This is a genomic window from Streptococcus sanguinis (genome assembly GCF_008329445.1).
Lineage (GTDB): Bacteria > Bacillota > Bacilli > Lactobacillales > Streptococcaceae > Streptococcus > Streptococcus sanguinis_O.
In genome coordinates this window covers 167,708-187,489 of record NZ_VIBR01000002.1, presented here as the reverse complement: position 1 = coordinate 187,489, position 19,782 = coordinate 167,708, and the positions used below count along the sequence as shown (strand labels likewise).

Genomic DNA, 19,782 nt, shown 5'->3' with positions numbered 1-19,782 from the left:
AAGATTCTTTTTACAGCGAAAAAATTAAAACTTCAGTTCACATTCAACAAACTGGCAAAAATCAATCTGCTGATCAGCTACAAACTGGCGGATGAGCATGCGATGGACTACAAGAGCTACCGTCTCGTAGTCTCTGTATTTGCTTATGGTGCGCAAAAAGCGGGCTTTCATCTGCTCAGCCGTCTCATACCGGACAGGACTTCCTGCAGGAAGTGAGCCTTTATTTTCAAAAAACAGCTTCCGAGCCTGCTCAAACTTTTCTGTCCCACTTTCATATACCTGCCATTCATGTAGAAAAGGCTCCACAAAAAGCGGTAGTTGGCGGTCTCGAATCAAATAGGAGGCCGTCTCCAAAGCCCGCGTCACAGAAGAGGAGATCAGAATTTCCGCCTGTTCCAGCAAAGGATTATCAGCGGCCTCTGTCGCCATCCGACGACCATCAGCCGACAAGGGAGCCAAATCTAGTCCAAATCCAGTGTAACCAGCTTCTTCCAAAAGTGAATAATCTGGTTCTCCGTGACGGATAAAAATGATTTTCATGCTAATGTCCTGTCGACCCAAATCCGCCGGTCCGCACACCTTCTGCTTCATCTCCATCAGCAATCAGAAATGGTGCAAAGACAGCCTGAACCACACGTTCCCCAACTTCGAGGACGACTTCCTGATCAGTGATGTTTTTCATCTGAGCAAAGATATGGCCTTCGTTTCCAGGATTGCCATAGTAGTCGCCGTCAATGACCCCAACGGAGTTAATCAAGACCAGGCCTTTTTTACGAGGGTTGGACGAGCGGTCGTAGAGATAAAGCACCTCGCCCGGCTGCATATAGGCCTTGACACCAGTCGGAACCAGCTTAATCTCCCCTGGCGCAATGAGGGTACGCTCTGCCACTTTCAAGTCGTAGCCAGCTGCGTGAGCCGTCTCTCTCTTGGGCAGCAAATCTTCATTTGTAAAGCTGGAAACCAGCTCGAATCCGCGAATTTTCATGTATTTCTCTTTTCTATTTTTGCTGTCCCTATTATACTAAATTCGTAAAAAACAAGCAAAAAAACCGCCGATTGGCGATTCTCCCTAGTATAGATTTCTGATGATCTCTCCATTATCCAGATAGGTAAACTGCTCCGTCAAATCTGATGTGAAAACTTGATACATTTCTTTAAAGCTCAAGGCCAGCGAGTGGTGATCAAGATCCTCGCGTTTAATCCAGAACACTTCTCCTTCGTCGGACGAGACCAGCTCTCCTTCAAAACGATTGGTTTTGTAAAGAAAAACGATGTAACGTTCATCCTTTTCGGTATAAAACTGCTTGACACCACACAAGCGAGGCTCATAGATAGTCAAACCCGTTTCTTCCTTGACTTCCCGTATCACTGATTTGACAAAGGATTCACGATTTTCAACATGGCCACCTGGAAAGCAAAGGCCGGTCCAATCATCATTTACTTTATTTTGCACTAAAATGCGGTCTCCATCGTAAACCATACACATATTTGTTAAAATAACTCGCTCCGCTCTTGACATCTCTATTCCTCCATCTACCGACCGATTCGCTCGGCCTACTTGTGACTCATTATAACATAAAAGACATCAAATTGATGAAAATCTAGATTTCTCAGCCTTTCAAGCAAAAAAACCGCCAATTGGGCGGTTCTTATAGGGAGATTATTATGAAAAAGAAAAGTTTTAGGATTTCTAAACAAAGTTAGGAGGTCTTTGTTTATGGTCTTAGTATAGAACACTTATCTTAAATTTTCCTAAAAGTAACTTAAAAAAATAAAATAATTTTTTACAGCTCTTGCAAGAGGTACTGAAATAGCTCCAAATTGCCCTTTTCTTCGTTTATTAAAAACTCCGGATGCCATTGAAGACCTATGATACGATGATTGTCAACCGATTCAATCGCTTCGATGGTATTGTCTCTGGGATCAAAAGCTGTCGCGCGGAAATTAGGCGCCAAGTCTTTGATGCTTTGGCGATGGACCGAATTAATCTGGCTAGCCTGACCAAACAAGCGCTCCACAACGCTATCTTTCTCCGTACGAATGGAGTGCGAAGTACCAAATGGCAAGCCCTGCCAGTGATTTTCGATATGCTGATTAAGAGTACCGCCAAAAGCAACATTTACCAACTGCAGACCGCGGCAAATCGCCATGACTGGCTTATTTTGGCGCAGGGCTTCTTTCAAAAGTGCCAACTCAAACTCATCGCGGACAATATTGTAATCATCACTGTCGATGGTCTTCTCTTCCCCATAAAACTGCGGGTGAACATTTTGCCCGCCTGACAAAATCAGCTTGTCAATCGTTTCTACATAATCCTGAACTAAACTTTTATCCCCAACGGGAATCACCATCGGCAGTCCACCAACCATTCGTACGCCGTCCACAAACTTGCGTGAAACAGAGGTGTGAATATTCTTTCCAGCTTCATCTACTGGACAAAGATTGGCTGAAATTCCAACAATTGTTCTGCACATACCGTGATTCCCCCTTATTTTGATATAGTATATCTTACCACTCCTCTGCGAAGCCGTCCAATAGATTTTTTTAAAGCTGGTTATAAAAATTTTTTATCAGAATATGCAACACTATAAATCTCTTTTTTAAAATTTAGAAAAATATTTCAGAATTATCAGAAAATTATTTACTTTTGGCAGAAATTTGTTATAATAAGCAGTGTAAAAACTCATGACTTGGAGGTCCCTATGAGAAAATCAAATATTCTTCTTGCCGTAGGGCTCACTCTGCTCTCTGTCGGCTTACTTACAGCTTGCTCTGGAGGTGGAAGTTCCCAATCCAGCAAAAAAATCTACAGCTATGTCTTTACGTCTGATCCAACAACTTTGGACTACATCCAGTCGGCAAAGGGGTCTACCCACGAGCTGACTACAAATGGTGTAGATGGCTTGCTGGAAAATGATAAATATGGAAACTTAGCTCCGTCTATCGCAGAAGATTGGACAGTCTCTCCAGATGGTCTCGTCTATACCTATAAGCTGCGCAAAGATGTTAAGTGGTATACCGCTGATGGCGAAGAATACGCAGATGTCACGGCTCAGGACTTTGTGGCAGGTATCAAACATGCTGCCGATATCAAATCAGACGCCCTCCCTCTTATCCAAGATTCTATCAAGGGGCTGAGTGAATATGCAGCCGGTACCAACAAAGACTTTTCAGCTGTTGGAGTCAAGGCACTGGACGATCATACGGTTCAATATACACTCAACAAGCCTGAAACCTACTGGAACTCTAAAACAACATCAGGTGTTATGATGCCGGTCAACGAAGCCTTTTTAGAAAAGCAAGGCAAGGAATTCGGTCAGGCAACCAAAGCCGACTCCATTCTGTATAACGGTCCATTTATCATGAAGTCCATTACTTCTAAATCCTCTGTCGAATTTGAGAAGAACCCTAACTACTGGGATAAGGACAAGGTTAAGATTGATGGTGTCAAACTGTCTTACTACGATGGTTCTGACCAAGATTCATTAGCACGGACCTTTGGGGATGGCGGCTACAGTTTGGCAAGACTCTACCCAGCAACTTCCAGTTATTCCTCAATCGCTGAGAAATACAAAGATAATATCTTCATGACAGAAGCAGGAGCGGGGGTCGGTCTAATCAGCTTTAACATTGACCGTCAAAGTTATAACCACACTTCTAAAACCAGCGATGAACAAAAAGAAGCTACCAAAAAAGCTCTACTGAACAAAGACTTCCGCCAAGCTCTAGCCTTTGCCCTTAACCGCGAAAGCTATTCGGCTCAGGTCAACGGAGAAGATGCAGCCAAGCCAGCTGTCCGTAATCTCTTTGTTCCGCCAACTTTTGTTCAAGCCAATGGCAAGGAATTTGGCACTCTTGTCGAAGAATCACTGGCTTCCTATGGTGACGAGTGGAAAGGTATCAAGCTAGATGACGGTCAAGACGGTCTCCACAATACTGACAAAGCCAAGGCGGAATTTGCCAAAGCCAAGCAGGCTCTGGCAAGTGAAGGCGTACAATTCCCAATCCACCTAGATGTTCCTGTCGCTCAGAATTCTACTAACTTCGTCAACCGCATGCAATCTCTGAAACAGTCACTAGAAGAGGCTTTAGGAAAGGACAATGTCTCTGTAGACCTACAGATGCTGGCTGAGGACGAAGCACTAAACATCACCTTCAATGCTGAAGCTGCTAGCCAGGAAGACTGGGATATCAACGGTCTCGTTGCCTGGGATCCAGACTATCAAGATCCATCTACTTACCTGGACATTTTAGTGCCAGGTAACAGCACTCAGACCAGAACCTACCTTGGATTTGAAGGCAAAGACAATGCTGCTGCTAAAGCTGTAGGACTAGATGAGTACAGCAAGCTGATCGAAGAAGCCGGAAACGAAACACAAGATGTTGACAAGCGTTATGAAAAATATGCTGTAGCTCAAGCATGGCTGACAGATAGCGCCCTCGTTGTGCCAACTATGAGCAGCAGAGGAGCAGCACCGTTCATTTCTCGGATTGTGCCATTTACCAACTCTTATGCTCAGACAGGTACAAAAGATGTCAACTACCATAAATACGTGGAAATCAGTGATGAGATTGTCACGACTAAAGACTATCAAAAGGCCCAAGAAAAGTGGAAAAAAGAAAAAGAGGAATCCAATAAAAAGGCCCAAGAGGATCTGGCTAAACATGTGAAATAATCACTACTTTGATGTTAATTAAAAATCCAGCAGGAACAGAAACCTGCTGGATTTTTTTAATTTTCTATCTGATTCTTCAAAAGCCTAGCTGATTATCCAGCTGCAAAACCAACCATCTACTCAAACACAAACTGGTTGTGATAGAGTTCTGAATAGAAACCGCCGAGTTTGAGGAGCTGGTGATGATTGCCCTGTTCGATAACCTCTCCGTCTTTGAGGACGATAATCTGGTCTGCATTGAGGATCGTCTTGAGGCGATGAGCAATGACAAAGCTAGTCCGTCCAGCTACAACTGCTTCCATAGCTTGCTGAATCTTACTCTCCGTCACCGTATCGACATTAGAAGTCGCTTCATCCAAAATCAAGACTTGCGGATCCGTCAGCAAAGTTCTAGCAATGGAAATCAGCTGTTTCTGCCCAGTTGAGAAAATATTCTGGTCATCATCTACCAGGGTATCGTATTTGTCTGGCAGACTTTCGATATAGTCATGGATATGAGTCGCACGCGCAGCCGTTTCGACCATTTCCTGACTGGCATCTGGTACACCGAAGCGGATATTGTCCCGAATCGTGCCACTAAAGAGCACCGAATCCTGCAAGACAATGCCCACATGGCTCCGTAAGCTATCCAGCTCATAGTCCCGAATGTCGCGACCGTCAAACTCAATGCTGCCACTATCCACATCGTAAAAGCGATTGAGCAGGTTCATAATGGTCGTCTTACCTGAACCAGTAGGGCCAACAACAGCCGTCATCTTGCCCTTAGGGGCTAAAATAGATACGTCTTTGAGAATAGGCTTGCCTTCTACATAAGAGAAGTCCACATGCTTGATCTCCACGGAGTCTGTGAGCTCTGTGAAAGCAGGCGCATTCTCTGGCCGGACCTCCTCCGGCGCATCAAACATCTCCTGAATCCGGTCAGCCCCTGTAAAGGCCAACTGCAAACTGCCCCAGCTGGCTGCAATCTGGATGATGGGCTGATAATACTGCTGGGAAAACTGAGTAAAAGTAGTAATCAGGCCAACTGCAACAGCCGTTTCAACATTAGGATCGCTCAGTAAGACAGCCGATCCAACAAAAATAACAATGGCTGTATTAATCAAATTCATCCCGTTCATGATAGGGAAAAGAAGGCCTGAAAAGGTTCGGCCTTTAAAGGTCGCTGAGCGTACTCGGTCATTCTGCTCAATGAACCCTTTGATGACCTCCTCCTGCATCCCCTGAACGATAACAGCCTTCTGACCGGAAATAGTCTCGTCCATATAAGCATTGAGGCGGCCGACTTCTTTTTGCTGAAGATTGGTGTATTTCCGAGCCAGCCTAACAATGACCACTAGGAGAAGAAAAGCAACCGGTGTGCTGGCTACCGTTATCCAGGCCAATCTAGCATTTTGGACAAACATGATAATCACGAGCCCCAGATAGAGCAAGGCATTGCTCATAACCTGAATCATGCTCTCATTTAGAGCTTGCAGGATATTGTCCAAGTCGCTGGTAAAGCGCGACAGAATGTCTCCATCCTGATGGCGGTCAAAGAAAGCAACTGTCATCTTGGACAGCTTGCCAAACAGGCCCTTGCGCATCTCATTGGTCGAATGGGCAATAACTCGGGTCATCAAAAGCATGTAAATCAGGCTAGAAACAGACAGGCAGACAAAGGATACCAATACACTGCCCATGACGCTGCCAAAAGTCGACAGAATTTGATCAGTCTCACCCTTCTCTGCAAAAGCACGTCCCAACTCAACCAAATGCTGAACAGCCTGACCGACATAAACCGGAAAAAGGACCTGAAAAACAGTCGCTGTTATCATCATCAAAAGGACAACGGTAAAGGATAATTTGTAACGCTTAAAATATTGCCAGAAAAATGCAATCGTCCGCATCTTAGTCCTCCTTTCCTTTCTGAGTTTCATAGATTTCACGGTAGACATCGTTAGTGGCGACCAATTCCGCATGCGTCCCTTGGCCAATCAGCCGCCCTTGATCCAGGACCAGAATCTTATCTGCATGAACGACGGAGCTAATCTTTTGAGCGATGATAATCGTCGTCGTTCCTTGCAGCTCTTTGTTCAAGGCTTCTTGAACCAGCTTTTCTGACTTGGCATCCAAGGCTGAGGTCGAATCATCTAAAATCAAAATATTGGGATTGTTGACAACACCTCTGGCAATGGACATCCGCTGCTTCTGACCGCCGGAGAAGTTGCTGCCACGCTCCTCCACTGCACTATCAAAACTCTCTTCCATACGGCTGATAAATTCACTGGCTTGGGCAATACGAGCCGCTCGCTCCATTTCAGGCAATGAAGCGTTGAGCTTGCCCTGACGGAGATTATCCGCAATGGTCCCGCTAAATAGAATCGCCCGCTGCAGCACGATAGAAACATTTTTACGAAGAGTTCCCTGACTAAGCTCTCGCAGATCTCGACCGCCAATCTTGACCGAACCTTCCTGCGGGTCAAAAAGACGGGGAATCAGCTGGGCCAAGGTGGACTTGCCAGCGCCTGTCGCACCGACAACGCCAATCATTTGCCCAGGCTCTACCTCAAAGCTGACATCCTTTAGCATTGGCTCGTCATCATTGGGATAGGAAAAAGTCACATGCTCAAAGCTGAGGCTGCCTTCTAGTTCTTCATCTGGTGAGTCTGGGAAAGTCATAGCTGGCTCCGTCGCCAATACTTCCTTGATCCGACGGATAGAAATGATCCCCCTCGTCACGCCATTTCCCAAAAAACCAACCATAATGATGGTGAAAATAATCTGGCTCAGATAACCGATAAAAGAAGCGATAGAGCTGACCAGTCCTGGCTCCGCCTGAATCATGCCAGATAGAGTCCAGATAGCCAAGTAAACTGAGCTGTAGCCGACCAACATCATCATTGGCTCAATGATTGAAAAGGCATAGCCAATATAGAGATTTTCTGACAAAAGCTCATCAGACACCTGACTGAACTTATGAAACTGATCTTCCTCCCGAACGAAGGACTTGACCACTCGCACACCACGAAGATTTTCCTTGGCAATGGCATTAATCTTATCCAAAAGAGTTTGGAATTTCTTAAAACGAGGGCCCATCATCCCCATCATGACAGCCGTTAGACCAGCTATGAGCACAATCAGTAAGAAAATAATCCACCAGAGAGAGGGCATGGTCACAATGGCCAAGATAACTGAGCCGATAAAAAGGATGGGCAAGCGAAGGAGGATTTGAAAGAGCATCATGGTCACGTTTTGAATCTGATTGATGTCATTCGTCATCCGAACGACTAGATTGCCGGCGTTGAATTCCTCGATATTAGCATAAGAAAAGGTCTGAATCTTGCGGAAAGTCTCCTCACGGAGATCTGATGAGACAGCCTGGGCAATGTAAGCCGCCAAGGTTACATTAATCCCTCCTGCCACCAGTCCGACAAAACCGATGCCAATCAGCCAACCGCCCATACTGTAGATGGTCTGGCTATTTTGCTCCTGCAAAGCATCTAAGATGTGCTTTAAAAACCAGGGCAGTAAAAGAGAGCTGGCAATCATCAGCGAGGTCATCAAAAGCGAACTCAGGGCATACCATTTATACCGTAATAGACTTTTAAAAAACATGCTTCCTCCTACTTTTTTCATATTTGACTTAGTTTCCTTACTATATCATAGATAAAAACAATGTCAAGCAAGAAATTTCTTATATTATATGGTAAAATGAGATATAGACTCTAAAACCGATTTAAATTCAGACTCGGAATTTCATCATAAGGAGAAGATATGGATAAACAACGAGTTGCTGTGATTGGTCCTGGTTCTTGGGGAACAGCCTTATCACAAGTATTAAATGACAACGGACACGAGGTTCGTATTTGGGGAAATATCGCTGAGCAAATCAACGAAATCAACGACGAACACACCAATAAACGCTATTTCAAAGATATTGTACTGGATGAAAAGATCAAGGCTTATCATGACCTAGAAGAAGCTTTAAAAGATGCGGATGCCGTGCTTTTTGTCGTGCCGACTAAGGTAACCCGTCTGGTAGCCAAACAAGTAGCTCAAGCTCTGGACCACAAGGTGAAAATCATGCACGCCTCCAAGGGACTGGAGCCCAATACCCACGAACGGATTTCAACTATCCTGGAAGAAGAAATTCCTGCAGAGCTACGTAGCGAGATTGTCGTTGTCTCAGGTCCCAGCCATGCTGAGGAAACCATTGTACGAGATATTACCCTGATTACCGCTGCTTCTAAGGACCTGGAAACAGCTAAGTATGTGCAGGAGCTCTTCAGCAATCACTACTTCCGCCTATACACCAATACCGACGTTATCGGAGTGGAGACTGCAGGCGCTCTAAAAAACATCATCGCAGTCGGAGCCGGTGCTCTCCATGGATTAGGCTATGGTGATAACGCCAAGGCAGCTATTATCACACGCGGTCTAGCCGAAATCACGCGTCTAGGTGTCAAGTTAGGAGCCAATCCTCTCACCTACAGCGGCTTATCTGGTGTCGGTGACCTGATTGTCACAGGGACCTCTGTCCACTCCCGCAACTGGCGGGCCGGCAATGCTTTAGGACGCGGTGAGAAATTAGCTGATATCGAAGCCAATATGGGTATGGTTATCGAAGGAATTTCTACCACCAAGGCAGCCTATGAACTGGCCCAAGAGCTGGATGTTTATATGCCGATTACCCAAGCTATCTACAAGGTTATTTATCAAAACTGTAATATCAAAGATGCCATTTATGAAATTATGAACAATGAATTCAAGGCTGAGAACGAATGGACTTCGTTCTAATAGAAAGGAAATAATTATGTCAAAAGTTAAGAAAGCCGTCATCCCTGCAGCTGGTCTCGGAACCCGCTTCCTGCCAGCTACTAAAGCACTGGCCAAGGAAATGTTGCCAATTGTCGACAAGCCAACCATCCAGTTTATCGTTGAGGAAGCTCTCAAATCTGGGATTGAAGATATTCTAGTTGTTACAGGTAAGTCAAAACGCTCCATCGAAGACCACTTTGACTCAAACTTTGAATTAGAATACAACCTCAAAGAAAAAGGTAAAGACGACTTGCTCAAATTGGTTGATGAAACTACTGGTATCGGTCTGCACTTCATCCGTCAAAGCCATCCGCGCGGACTGGGAGATGCTGTCCTTCAGGCCAAGGCTTTCGTAGGAAACGAGCCTTTCGTTGTCATGCTGGGCGATGATCTCATGGACATCACCAATGATAAGGCTGTGCCACTGACCAAGCAATTGATTGATGACTACGAAGCTACTCATGCTTCTACCATCGCTGTCATGCAGGTCCCTCATGATGAAGTTTCCTCTTATGGTGTGATTGCTCCTCAAGGTGAAGGTGTCAAAGGTCTCTACAGCGTGGAAACTTTCGTCGAAAAGCCAAAACCTGAGGATGCACCGAGTGATTTGGCTATTATCGGCCGTTACCTGCTGACACCAGAAATTTTTGAAATCTTGGAAAAACAAGCACCAGGTGCTGGAAATGAGATTCAGCTGACCGATGCGATTGATACTCTCAACAAGACGCAGCGCGTGTTCGCTCGCGAATTTAAGGGCGATCGCTATGATGTCGGTGACAAGTTCGGCTTTATGAAGACTTCAATCGACTACGCCCTCAAGCATCCGCAGGTCAAAGACTCCTTGAAGCAGTATATCATTGACTTGGGTCATACATTAGAGAAAAAACAAAGTAAAAAATAATTGATTCAAACAACTAGCCTTGAAAATAAAATTTTAGCTATAAAAAAGAGGTTAAAAACCTCTTTTTTTATATTTCGCCAGTTATTTATACATACTTGTTAAATCAAGGAATGATGAAAGCCTAGAAAAATCAGAAGGGCGGCCAAGGCTAGATAGCCAAACAAGACTAGCCAGCGCTGAGCAGGTTTAAAAGCATTGCTTGAGCCTTTGATAGGGAGAATGACCGCACAGAGTATGCCACCAATCAAACCTCCCAAATGCCCCGCCAAGCTGATACTAGGCATAAAACTAAAGATGATATTGACCACAATCAAGGTCATATAAGACTGCCCCAGCTGCTGAATGTAGCTGTCGCGAACGACATAATGCAGGGTCACGATAGAGGCAAAAAGTCCAAACAAGGCGGTTGAAGCTCCTGCTGATAGAGCATCCGGACTGAAAAAGAAGACAAAGATATTTCCCATTAGGCCAGACATCATATAGAGCAGAAAGAAATTTCGTGAGCCAAAAATGTCTTCTGCCTGCCGTCCAATAAAATAAAGAGTAATAACATTTACCACAAAGTGCTCCAAGCCAATATGCACAAAGATAGCAGAAAAGAGGCGCCATATCTGAATGGGATTCATGATAATAGTTGGAGAATACACTGCTCCAAATTCAAAGACCGTTTGTGCTTCAGCATAAGAAAAGCCACGTAAAATAAGCATCCCCACAAAGACAAGTGTTGTCAAAATTAGCAAAATACTGGTCACAGGATATTTTTTATCATAGATGTAGTTCATAAGTCAACACTTCCTTTACTGCTATATCGTGATAATCAGGCTCAAAATCAGATTTTTGAAAACTATAGACGCTGCTGATGGATGCTCCTGCAAAATCAGCCAGATAACGGTCATAGTAGCCACCGCCGTAACCGATCCGAAAGCCTTGAGAATTGAAAACCACACCCGGCACATGAATCAGATCAATTTCTGTCTTGTCCACAGCCTCTTCACTTATCGGCTCCATAAGATCAAAAGAGCTTTTTTGCAGGTGGCTTTCATCATAATCCACAAATATCATCCGACCCTGGCCATAGGTTTTGGGCACTAAAACCCGCTTGCCGTCCAACTGAGCCTGCTTGATAAAGGCTGCAGTTGAGACTTCATGCGGCATAGAAAGGTAGGTAGCGATAACCTGAGCGTTTTGATAAGCTGTTGAACTGAGCAAGTGCTGGGTCAGCCAGCTATCTGCCTGTTCTTTTTCTTTTCCTGACAGTTTCTTCATCTGGTTCAGTACAGTTTGTCTCAGCTCTTTTTTCATGCAGCTCGTCCACCCTTTCCTTATCTTTCGTTGATTTTATAATCTAGGAATTTCCCAATCTTTTCAATAGCAAAGGGCAGTGCTGCCTCATCCGGTGTCATCTTGGGATGATGGAGAGCATAGGGACTATCCACTCCCAGCCAGAACATGACGCCCTTGACCTTGCTGAGCAAATAACCGAAATCCTCGCCTGTCATAGCCGGCGCAATATCAATCAGCTCCACTCCTTCTTCCTTCTGGAAAAAGTCCATCAATTCGTCTGCTAGGTCAGGATGATTTTCTACAGGTAGGTAGCCTCCTTGCTTGAGTTCCAAGTCCAATTCCAGACCGAAACTTTGGGCTAGACCCTCTGCTATTTCCCGTAAGCGCTTCTGAGTCAAGAGGTTCATCTCCTGAGTCAGAGTCCGAATGGTGCCATGCAAAAAGGCCGTTTCTGCGATGACATTGTTGGTCGTGCCAGAATGGAGCGAACCAAAGGTTACCACCGCTCCCTCGATAGGATCGACATTGCGGCTGACAATGGTCTGCACCTGGGTGATAAAGTAGCTAGCTGCCACCAAAGCATCATTGGCTTCATGAGGAAAGGCCGCATGGCCTCCCTTCCCCTTAAAAGTCAGCTTGACCTCACAGGTACCAGCAAAAAGCGTTCCTCTGTTAGTCGCAATATCACCAACTTTGAGATCCGGCCGCACATGGAGACCGTAAAACTCATCTGGCAGCCAGTCACCAAAAGCACCGTCTTCATACATGAGCATACCGCCAGCTTCATTTTCCTCAGCAGGCTGAAAGAGAAAGAGCAGATTGTGGGTAGGCTGAGCGCGCACAGCTTGCTCCAGCAGGCCTAGAGCGACTGTCATGTGCATATCGTGTCCGCAGGCATGCATCCGGCCTTCATGGGTACTGGCAAAGTCCAGTCCTGTATCCTCCACAATCGGCAGACCATCAATATCTGTCCGCCAGCCAATCGTCTTATCTGGTGAACTTCCTTTGATAAAGACCAAAATACCAGTCCGCCAAGTTCGGATTTCCACAAAGTCTAGGCCAGCTGTCAGGCCATCAATGACCTGCATCAGGTAGGCATGGGTCTTGTATTCTTCCAGACCGATTTCTGGTATCTGGTGTAAATCACGGCGAATGTTCAGATAATCAAGCATTTTTCTTTCCTTTAAAATCTTGTCAGACCAGTCAAAGTGTCGGGCCGCACCCAATCAATTCAAATTTATGCTATTTTTAAAGAGTACGCAGAGCGTCTTCCAGAGCTGTCTTCTGCTGGGTCTTCTCGTCAATAGTCTTGATAACTCGTGCCGGAACGCCAGCAACTACTACGTTTTCCGGAACATCCTGAGTCACAATCGCACCAGCTGCAACAACGGAACCACTGCCAATTTGTACACCTTCAATCACAACCGCATTGGCACCAATCAGCACATTGTCTCCAACCCGAACTGGCTCAGCACTAGCCGGCTCAATGACTCCTGCCAGAACCGCACCAGCACCGATATGACTGTTTTTACCAACAATCGCTCGGCCACCCAGAATGGCACCCATATCAATCATGGTTCCAGCACCAATTTCCGCACCGATATTGATGACTGCCCCCATCATGATGACAGCATTGTCGCCAATTTCGACTTGGTCACGGATAATAGCGCCCGGCTCAATACGGGCATTGATATCGCGCTTGTCCAAAAGCGGCACCGCTGAGTTGCGGGCATCCTGCTCTACGACATAGGTCTTATTCTCCTCTAAGTTCGCTAGGAGCGGCTTAATTTCTTCCCAGTCTCCAAAAAGAACATTGCCTAACTTCACAACAGACCAAGGGATTGATCCGTGCAATTCTCCATCAAAGGTTACTTTGACAGGAGTTTTTTTCTTGGCATCAGCGATAAATTTGATAATTTCTTGAGCGTTCATTTTAGTAGCAGACATGATTTTTCCCTCGATTCGTGAATGATTTAGCCTTTTAGTTTGTTTATCTCCTCAATCTCCAACAACTTGAAGAACAATTGAAGTAAACCAAGAAGCTTGATTAGACAATATTATAACACAAAAAAGGGGATTGCAAAACTCCTATAAGACTCTCCACATGAGATACAGATTGTAAAAAGACACGAACTTTCGTCCGTGCCTAACAAATCAATTCCAAACCATATACCAACGATATTATTTAATTCTTTCGTTCAAAATGTTCCCACTGTTGGCATCAATGGTCATTTTAATCTTTTGCGTACCGTTCAGAGTTTCCAGCTGTGAGATAAGCACTCCTATTGATTTATTCTATTTAGAAAGATTACTCAATAGGTACTGTCCATTTTCCTGACGGATAAAAGTCAAAGTTATCTCCTTATTTGAAGAGGTTTCATAGTTTACAAGCATCTTCGGCTCTGATTCACCATCCCCATAAACTGAGATATGTTGATATTCTGGGTATTCCTTGATTACTTCTTTAAAGGAAGAACCGCCCTCGCCTGTTTCTCCATCGCCAGCCTTTAACTTCTCTGTGATCTGGCCAGATACCTTTTTATCATAGTCGTCACTGCCGGGCATAATACTCATACCCTGAAGATGGTAGCTGCCATCCTCGTGTTTCATAAAGGTCAGAGTGGTATAACTAGAGTCAGGTAACCAAGACAATGAGAGCCCTTCTTCTTGAAACGTCACACTGCTGGCCAAGCCAAAATCTTTGACTACTTGTTCAGGGGTCAATCCTTCATCATCCGCACTAACAATGCTCAGCTTTTCAAGGTCTTTCACTTCCCATTCATACACATCCTCTTTTGACGGAGCCACAAAAGAAGCAACATCGCTTTGATGTCCCTTTCGAGACAGACTTGGCACACTTCCTCCACCCATAAAATTATTTAGGAAATAGCCGACAAGACCACCTAGCAATAGTCCCGCTGCCAGGCCTATTCCTAAAAATCCTATCAGCTTGCCCGTACTATTTTTCTTTGGCTCTGGACTTGGCTGGCCAGCGAAGTTTGCAGCTTGCTGTGGTCCGGTAAAGTTCTGACCAGCTGGATTAAATCCCTGAGGAATTGCTTCTTGAAAAGCAGTATTTCCCCAATTATCCTGCTGAGGCATCTGCTGCTGAGGAGCATCAAAAATTGGTTGCTGAACACCAAAATCTTGATTAGGATTCGGCATTTCAGGACTGCCCCCTTCTACTGGGAGAGGCTGCCCCTCTGTTGAGTTAGCTACAAATTGTCCTGAGTCTGATGACTGGACTTGCTGCGGGTACGGAGCAAATCCTTCTAAAGATTGTTCCTGCGGTTTATTTTGTTCTGACATCGTTTCTCCTTTTATTATTTGAGTTCTGTTTTATTTATTGGCAGTAGTGGACAAAAGATAGTTTCCGTCCTCCTGCTGAACGAAGAACAACCTGTAAGTACCATCATTAGGAGCGTCATAAGCCACCTCCATAATGGTTTGACTAGTATCCTCACTAAAATCTTCATCTACACGAATAGAGATACTCCTCGGACTACCATATTCCTTAAAAACTTCCTTATAGGAAATGCCATCCTTACCAGTCTTTGCATCGCCTTTTTTCAATTTTTCAAAGTAATCAGCCGCCATCGCTTCGTCCTCAGCATTATGTTTGCTTCCTTCAAAGCGAATATTATAGATATGAAGGCTATTCAGATAGAAACCATCTTTTTTCTTCTCAAAAGCCAGAGAAGCGGTTTGATCTGTATAATAAACTGGCCAGTCCTCCTCATCATCAGAATCTTGAAGCGTTCCCCACTCTAAATCAAGGCTGTCACGAGAGATTTCTTCTTTTAGAGCCTTACCATATTTATCAAGAATATCTTCCACAGAAGTACCATTCGTATCTGTCTGAATAGTATTGAATCGTAACTCTGACAAACTATCAATATCCCACTTGAACTCTGTAGTATCAGGGTCAATGTACTGATCTGATTGATCTCTCTTTGATTCCCCAGCATCTGCCAAAGGATGGAGCACAGGATATTCCCCTTTGATGACATCCGCTACTCCCATTCTAAATCCCCAGATTCCCCCTCCGATTAGTCCAAGACCAAGAGAAAGCAAGGCTCCGCCTATCAGGATTCCTTTCCAGGATTTATTCTTGGTCAAAGGCGGAGTTGGTCCCTGCGGACTTGAAACATGGCCTTGCTTAGGTTGAAAATGATGCGGGAATTCCTCTTGCGACTGAGTATTCCTTGAAGGCTCAAAAGAATGCTGTGATTGCTGTTCTGTCAATCTTCTTTCCTCTTTCTTGTTTATTTCCAATAGTCTTATCAGTTCTCTTTTAATAACGAAATGCTTTGAAAGCAGTCAGTCACAAAAGATAAACTAAATAACTAAAAACTTACATTTCCTCTGACTTTATATATAAGAAATTTCCATCTGGCTGGCCTACAAACAATAGGTATTCATAACCATCTTCTGTTTTATAAGTCACCTCAGCAATCAGACGGTTGGAGATAATCTTATTATCTACGTCACGCTCGCTTGTGATAACAATTTCTGACGGAACAGGATGCCTCTTCAGAACCTCTGATAAAGCTGTTCCTCCTTCACCCGTTTCCTTGTCTCCTTCTTTCAAACGTTCAAGGTCTTTGGGAGATAATACGCTCCAATCTGTCGTTTCCTTCCCTTTTCTATATTCTTTAAAAGAATCTCCAACTACCACTTGCCTCAGATAGTAGTTCTGGTCAACTTTATCAAATTGAAAAGAAATATTTTGCTCCTTGTCCCTGACAGAAGGGCCCCATCGGAGTAACAGACGATTACGATCATATTCTGCTGAACTAGCCAAGCCATAAGTTTCAACGATTTGATCAGCCGTCAGACCTAATCCTTCATCGTTTGTATAGCTCAACCGTCCCAAGTCTTTCAAAGTCCAATTAAACTGAACCGACTGCCCGTCTGTAGTAAAGCTGTCACTCTTGTCTTTGGCTTCTTCCTGAGCCTTACTCAGACGCTTAATCCTTTGTATATCCTTATTTGTCTGCGCCTGCTTGCCGATAAAATAAGCTGAACCGCTGCCAATCAAAAGACCAATTATGAGAGCAAAAATTGAAAGTCCTATGACTTTTCCGATATTACCCTTCTTATCAGGCAATCCTTGCGGCTGAATCTGCTGGAAATTCCCTTGCAATGGCTGGCTGCTAGTTTGATTTTCTTGCCAAGCCCCTTGCTCTTGACCTTGACCATCTTTATCTGACATGGTTTTCTCCTTATAAATTTCATTGATTTGTCATATTGCGAAAACATTGAAAAACAATGACAAATTTTACAACATTATAACATAAATTGTTCTTTCAATCAAAAAACCTCCCCTAAGGGAGGCTGCGTTTCCTATTACAAACGTGCATTCAATTCTTTGCTCAATTCTTCAAATCCTGGTTTACCAAGAAGGGCAAACATATTTCTCTTGTAGGCTTCAACCCCTGGTTGGTCAAATGGGTTAATTGCATTCAAGTAACCTGAAAGGGCAATTGCCAATTCGAAGAAGTAGATGGTGTAGCCAAGAGTGAAAGCATCTTGCTCTGGAAGAGTCACATACATGTTTGGTACGTCACCATCAGTGTGGGCAAGAAGAACGCCGTCGGTCGCTTTTTTGTTTACAAAGTCAACGTCTTTTCCTTGAAGGTAACCAAGTCCGTCAAGGTCTTCTTCCAAGCTAGGGATAATCACGTTTTTACGTGGTTTATCAACACGGACAACTGTTTCAAACATGATGCGAGTTCCTTCTTGGATAAATTGACCCAATGAGTGCAAGTCAGTTGAGAAGTTTGCTGAAGTTGGGTAGATCCCTTTTTGATCTTTCCCTTCTGATTCACCAGCCAATTGTTTCCACCATTCTGAGAAGTATTGAAGTGATGGCTCGTAGTTTACCAAGATTTCAGTAGCGTAGCCTTTGCGGTAAAGGATATTACGAACGGCTGCATATTGGTAAGCTTCGTTTTCTGAAAGTTTGTCTGAAGTGTAGTCTTTACGAGCTGCATTTGCACCTTCCATAAGGGCTTTGATGTCCGCACCTGATGCAGCGATTGGAAGCAAGCCAACTGCTGTCAAGACTGAGAAACGTCCACCGATATCATCTGGAACAACAAATGTTTCCCAACCGTTCGCATCCGCTTCAACCTTAACAGCACCTTTTTGACGGTCAGTTGTTGCATAGATACGTTTGTTAGCTTCTTCTTGGCCGTATTTCTTAACCAAAAGCTCTTTAAAGACACGGAAGGCAATCGCTGGTTCAGTTGTTGTACCAGATTTAGAAATTACGTTTACTGAGAAATCTTTGTCAGCTACATACTCTACCAAGTCAGCAAGGTAAGTAGATGAAATTGAGTTTCCAGCGTAAAGGATTTGTGGCGCTTTGCGCTCTTCTTTTGTTTGCAAGTTTGCAAAGTGGTGGTTCAAGAAGTCAATGGCTGCTTTGGCACCAAGGTAAGATCCACCGATACCAATCACAACCAAGACATCGCTGTCTGATTTGATTTGCTCAGCAGCTTTCAAAATGCGGTCGAATTCTTCACGGTCATAGTTTTCAGGAAGGTCCAACCAACCCAAAAAGTCGCTACCAGCACCAGTTCCTTTGCGTATTAATTCATCTGCTGCTGTTACTTGTGCTTGCATATACTCCACTTCATGCGGGGCAACAAATTTATCTAAAACTTTTGAATAATCAAATTTAATATGTGACATGATATTCCTCCATTTTTTATTCCACTCTATCATATCGCTTTCATACTTATTTAGCAAGTAATTTATTGTTTTAAAACGCTTCCAATTTAATTTTTTATAAATGAGCTAATCCTAGTAGCCATCTGAAAGCAATCGTTTGCGTAAGTCGGAAAATTTTAGCCCTACTAATAAGAATATTTTTGATTAACAAGAAAGCCAATATGCTTCTTAAGATTGGATGTCAACTGAATTCATTTCAGATTCGTTCGAACTAGATTCACTGCTCCAATATTCATCTGCGCCTTTCAGGCTTGATTCATTCAACATTGGAACGTAGATATCGCTTCGCTCAAACTGCATCAATGTACCTAAGTTCTTTTGTGTCCTTCGGACTTAATTCACTCAAAGACTCTATCCGGTTTACAGATTTTTCCCTTATGGGAAAAACTGCATCCATTGCTCTAAAATTCATCTGTGCCTTTCAGGCTTGATTCATTCAACATCGGAACGTAGTTCTCGCTTCGCTCAAACTGCGTCAATGTCTCTAAACTCATCTTCCTCCTTCGGAGTTGATTCGTTAAAAGACTCTATCCGGTTTACAGATTTTTCCCTTATGGGAAAAACTGCATCCATTGCTCTAAGATTCATCTGCGCCTTTCAGGCTTGATTCGTTAAGAGGTATAGAAAAAGAGCACACAGCTTACTTCGCTTAGGGCTGCTGGATTCCTCCCCTGACCCGCTTCACGCAAAACTGTTGCTCCGTTAATTAGTATAACACAAACTTTTGATTTTGGCTAATTTTATTTTTTCCTTCTCTGTCTGAAAAATTCCTGCATGATTTGAGCGCACTCTTCTTGGAGAACACCTGCCTCCACCTCTACTCGGTGGTTCAGGCGCTCATCTGTCAAAATATCATAAAGGCTGCCAGCTGCTCCAAACTTCTGATTTGCTGCTCCATAGACAACATGGGGTATGCGCGCTAGACCAATCGCTCCGCTGCACATGACACAGGGCTCAATAGTCACAAAAAGCGTTGTATCCAGCAAGCGCCAGCTATTTTCATGCCGATTCGCCTCTTCGATAGCCATAATTTCCGCATGCATAACAGCCCGTTGCAGCTCCTCACGTGCATTGTGACCGCGGCCGATAATCTTACCTTCTTTAACCAAAACACAGCCGATAGGAATTTCATCATGAGCTAGGGCAATCTCCGCCTCCTTTAAAGCTTCCCGCATAAATGCTTCTTTTTCTTCAATCGTATAATTCATCATTGTCTTTCTAAAACTATAGTCGTCTATCCCATTATACCACAAGCCTGCTGCACTTCTCAGAAAAAGCAAAAGCCACCACTGGGGTGACTTTCAGGAGATTATTATGAAAAAGTTTAGGATTTTTAAACAAAGTTAGGAGGTCTTTGTTTATGCCGTTAGTATAAAATATATATCT

Annotated in this window: 18 protein-coding genes, 1 other RNA gene and 2 pseudogenes; 3 read left to right on the top strand and 18 right to left on the bottom strand. The window is 44.0% G+C overall.

Features of this window, described 5'->3' with window-relative positions; all coding sequences use genetic code 11:
- Positions 1-24 precede the first annotated feature (24 nt).
- The 4 genes from FKX92_RS05910 to FKX92_RS05885 form a co-directional block, all read right to left on the bottom strand.
- A complete protein-coding gene (locus FKX92_RS05910; protein WP_124765003.1) occupies positions 25-540 on the bottom strand; it encodes a histidine phosphatase family protein in 516 nt (171 codons plus the stop codon).
- A 1-nt stretch (position 541) separates the two neighbouring features.
- The gene (locus FKX92_RS05905; RefSeq protein WP_002899178.1) at positions 542-985 is read right to left on the bottom strand and encodes a dUTP diphosphatase; all 444 of its coding nucleotides are present in this window, start codon (positions 983-985) and stop codon (positions 542-544) included.
- An 84-nt stretch (positions 986-1,069) separates the two neighbouring features.
- Positions 1,070-1,519, bottom strand: a complete 450-nt coding sequence (locus FKX92_RS05895) for an 8-oxo-dGTP diphosphatase (RefSeq protein ID WP_002914123.1) — start codon at positions 1,517-1,519, stop codon at positions 1,070-1,072.
- A gap of 265 nt (positions 1,520-1,784) precedes the next feature.
- Positions 1,785-2,474 (bottom strand): gamma-glutamyl-gamma-aminobutyrate hydrolase family protein, encoded by a 690-nt coding sequence (locus tag FKX92_RS05885; RefSeq protein WP_002893948.1) that lies wholly within the window; start codon positions 2,472-2,474, stop codon positions 1,785-1,787.
- A 228-nt stretch (positions 2,475-2,702) separates the two neighbouring features.
- On the opposite strand from FKX92_RS05885, the gene FKX92_RS05880 reads away from it, so the two are divergent.
- A complete protein-coding gene (locus FKX92_RS05880; RefSeq protein ID WP_149565797.1) occupies positions 2,703-4,676 on the top strand; it encodes a peptide ABC transporter substrate-binding protein in 1,974 nt (657 codons plus the stop codon).
- 116 nt (positions 4,677-4,792) lie between these two features.
- On the opposite strand, the gene FKX92_RS12240 is transcribed toward FKX92_RS05880, so the two are convergent.
- From FKX92_RS12240 to FKX92_RS05870, 4 genes and pseudogenes are all read right to left on the bottom strand, one after another.
- Positions 4,793-5,581: an ABC transporter ATP-binding protein gene (locus FKX92_RS12240; RefSeq protein ID WP_371621329.1), complete on the bottom strand. Its 789-nt coding sequence runs from the start codon at positions 5,579-5,581 to the stop codon at positions 4,793-4,795.
- A 135-nt stretch (positions 5,582-5,716) separates the two neighbouring features.
- Positions 5,717-6,445, bottom strand: a pseudogene (locus tag FKX92_RS12235) (ABC transporter permease); the annotation flags it as partial.
- Positions 6,424-6,562, bottom strand: a pseudogene (locus FKX92_RS12230) (ABC transporter ATP-binding protein); the annotation flags it as partial. The pseudogenes FKX92_RS12235 and FKX92_RS12230, both read right to left, overlap by 22 nt.
- Before the next feature lies 1 nt (position 6,563).
- Positions 6,564-8,270, bottom strand: coding sequence for an ABC transporter ATP-binding protein (locus FKX92_RS05870; RefSeq protein ID WP_187759398.1), 1,707 nt, complete (start codon positions 8,268-8,270; stop codon positions 6,564-6,566).
- A gap of 159 nt (positions 8,271-8,429) precedes the next feature.
- Here FKX92_RS05870 and FKX92_RS05865 point away from each other — a divergent pair, with 159 nt between their 5' ends.
- Entirely contained in the window at positions 8,430-9,452 is a 1,023-nt protein-coding gene (locus tag FKX92_RS05865) for an NAD(P)H-dependent glycerol-3-phosphate dehydrogenase (RefSeq protein ID WP_002922579.1), read from the top strand.
- A 16-nt stretch (positions 9,453-9,468) separates the two neighbouring features.
- Entirely contained in the window at positions 9,469-10,374 is a 906-nt protein-coding gene (gene galU / locus FKX92_RS05860) for a UTP--glucose-1-phosphate uridylyltransferase GalU (RefSeq protein ID WP_002893959.1), read from the top strand.
- Positions 10,375-10,472: 98 nt separating this feature from the next.
- Here galU and FKX92_RS05855 read toward each other — a convergent pair whose 3' ends face one another.
- The 10 genes from FKX92_RS05855 to tadA form a co-directional block, all read right to left on the bottom strand.
- Positions 10,473-11,156 (bottom strand): rhomboid family intramembrane serine protease, encoded by a 684-nt coding sequence (locus FKX92_RS05855; RefSeq protein WP_002902117.1) that lies wholly within the window; start codon positions 11,154-11,156, stop codon positions 10,473-10,475.
- On the bottom strand, positions 11,140-11,676 hold the full coding sequence (locus tag FKX92_RS05850; protein WP_149565794.1) for a 5-formyltetrahydrofolate cyclo-ligase: 537 nt from the start codon (positions 11,674-11,676) through the stop codon (positions 11,140-11,142). The genes FKX92_RS05855 and FKX92_RS05850 overlap by 17 nt, the downstream gene beginning before the upstream one ends.
- Positions 11,677-11,696: 20 nt before the next feature.
- A complete protein-coding gene (locus FKX92_RS05845; RefSeq protein ID WP_149565793.1) occupies positions 11,697-12,830 on the bottom strand; it encodes an N-acetyldiaminopimelate deacetylase in 1,134 nt (377 codons plus the stop codon).
- A 76-nt stretch (positions 12,831-12,906) separates the two neighbouring features.
- Positions 12,907-13,605 (bottom strand): 2,3,4,5-tetrahydropyridine-2,6-dicarboxylate N-acetyltransferase, encoded by a 699-nt coding sequence (dapD, locus tag FKX92_RS05840; RefSeq protein WP_072074703.1) that lies wholly within the window; start codon positions 13,603-13,605, stop codon positions 12,907-12,909.
- A gap of 348 nt (positions 13,606-13,953) precedes the next feature.
- Positions 13,954-14,967 (bottom strand): hypothetical protein, encoded by a 1,014-nt coding sequence (locus tag FKX92_RS05835; RefSeq protein WP_149565792.1) that lies wholly within the window; start codon positions 14,965-14,967, stop codon positions 13,954-13,956.
- Positions 14,968-14,997: 30 nt separating this feature from the next.
- The gene (locus FKX92_RS05830; protein WP_002926252.1) at positions 14,998-15,933 is read right to left on the bottom strand and encodes a hypothetical protein; all 936 of its coding nucleotides are present in this window, start codon (positions 15,931-15,933) and stop codon (positions 14,998-15,000) included.
- 79 nt (positions 15,934-16,012) lie between these two features.
- Positions 16,013-16,873, bottom strand: a complete 861-nt coding sequence (locus tag FKX92_RS05825) for a hypothetical protein (protein ID WP_002926255.1) — start codon at positions 16,871-16,873, stop codon at positions 16,013-16,015.
- 134 nt (positions 16,874-17,007) lie between these two features.
- Positions 17,008-18,357, bottom strand: a complete 1,350-nt coding sequence (locus FKX92_RS05820; RefSeq protein ID WP_071852036.1) for a glucose-6-phosphate isomerase — start codon at positions 18,355-18,357, stop codon at positions 17,008-17,010.
- 659 nt (positions 18,358-19,016) lie between these two features.
- An RNA gene (gene ffs, locus FKX92_RS05805) (signal recognition particle sRNA small type) lies at positions 19,017-19,102 on the bottom strand.
- A gap of 34 nt (positions 19,103-19,136) precedes the next feature.
- Positions 19,137-19,607 carry a tRNA adenosine(34) deaminase TadA gene (gene tadA / locus FKX92_RS05800; RefSeq protein ID WP_011837601.1) on the bottom strand — a complete coding sequence of 157 codons (471 nt, stop codon included), beginning with the start codon at positions 19,605-19,607 and terminating at the stop codon, positions 19,137-19,139.
- Positions 19,608-19,782 lie beyond the last annotated feature (175 nt).

What these genes read in the sequence shown, in the direction of transcription:
- FKX92_RS05885 (WP_002893948.1), bottom strand. Translation starts at nt 2,474, where the DNA reads ATGTGCAGAACAATTGTTGGAATTTCAGCCAATCTTTGTCCAGTAGAT.
- FKX92_RS05895 (WP_002914123.1), bottom strand. Translation starts at nt 1,519, where the DNA reads ATGTCAAGAGCGGAGCGAGTTATTTTAACAAATATGTGTATGGTTTAC.
- FKX92_RS05910 (WP_124765003.1), bottom strand. Translation starts at nt 540, where the DNA reads ATGAAAATCATTTTTATCCGTCACGGAGAACCAGATTATTCACTTTTG.
- FKX92_RS05825 (WP_002926255.1), bottom strand. Translation starts at nt 16,873, where the DNA reads ATGTCAGATAAAGATGGTCAAGGTCAAGAGCAAGGGGCTTGGCAAGAA.
- FKX92_RS05820 (WP_071852036.1), bottom strand. Translation starts at nt 18,357, where the DNA reads ATGTCACATATTAAATTTGATTATTCAAAAGTTTTAGATAAATTTGTT.
- tadA (WP_011837601.1), bottom strand. Translation starts at nt 19,607, where the DNA reads ATGATGAATTATACGATTGAAGAAAAAGAAGCATTTATGCGGGAAGCT.
- FKX92_RS05855 (WP_002902117.1), bottom strand. Translation starts at nt 11,156, where the DNA reads ATGAACTACATCTATGATAAAAAATATCCTGTGACCAGTATTTTGCTA.
- dapD (WP_072074703.1), bottom strand. Translation starts at nt 13,605, where the DNA reads ATGTCTGCTACTAAAATGAACGCTCAAGAAATTATCAAATTTATCGCT.
- galU (WP_002893959.1), top strand. Translation starts at nt 9,469, where the DNA reads ATGTCAAAAGTTAAGAAAGCCGTCATCCCTGCAGCTGGTCTCGGAACC.
- FKX92_RS05835 (WP_149565792.1), bottom strand. Translation starts at nt 14,967, where the DNA reads ATGTCAGAACAAAATAAACCGCAGGAACAATCTTTAGAAGGATTTGCT.
- FKX92_RS05850 (WP_149565794.1), bottom strand. Translation starts at nt 11,676, where the DNA reads ATGAAAAAAGAGCTGAGACAAACTGTACTGAACCAGATGAAGAAACTG.
- FKX92_RS05870 (WP_187759398.1), bottom strand. Translation starts at nt 8,270, where the DNA reads ATGTTTTTTAAAAGTCTATTACGGTATAAATGGTATGCCCTGAGTTCG.
- FKX92_RS05845 (WP_149565793.1), bottom strand. Translation starts at nt 12,830, where the DNA reads ATGCTTGATTATCTGAACATTCGCCGTGATTTACACCAGATACCAGAA.
- FKX92_RS05865 (WP_002922579.1), top strand. Translation starts at nt 8,430, where the DNA reads ATGGATAAACAACGAGTTGCTGTGATTGGTCCTGGTTCTTGGGGAACA.
- FKX92_RS05880 (WP_149565797.1), top strand. Translation starts at nt 2,703, where the DNA reads ATGAGAAAATCAAATATTCTTCTTGCCGTAGGGCTCACTCTGCTCTCT.
- FKX92_RS05905 (WP_002899178.1), bottom strand. Translation starts at nt 985, where the DNA reads ATGAAAATTCGCGGATTCGAGCTGGTTTCCAGCTTTACAAATGAAGAT.
- FKX92_RS12240 (WP_371621329.1), bottom strand. Translation starts at nt 5,581, where the DNA reads ATGTTTGATGCGCCGGAGGAGGTCCGGCCAGAGAATGCGCCTGCTTTC.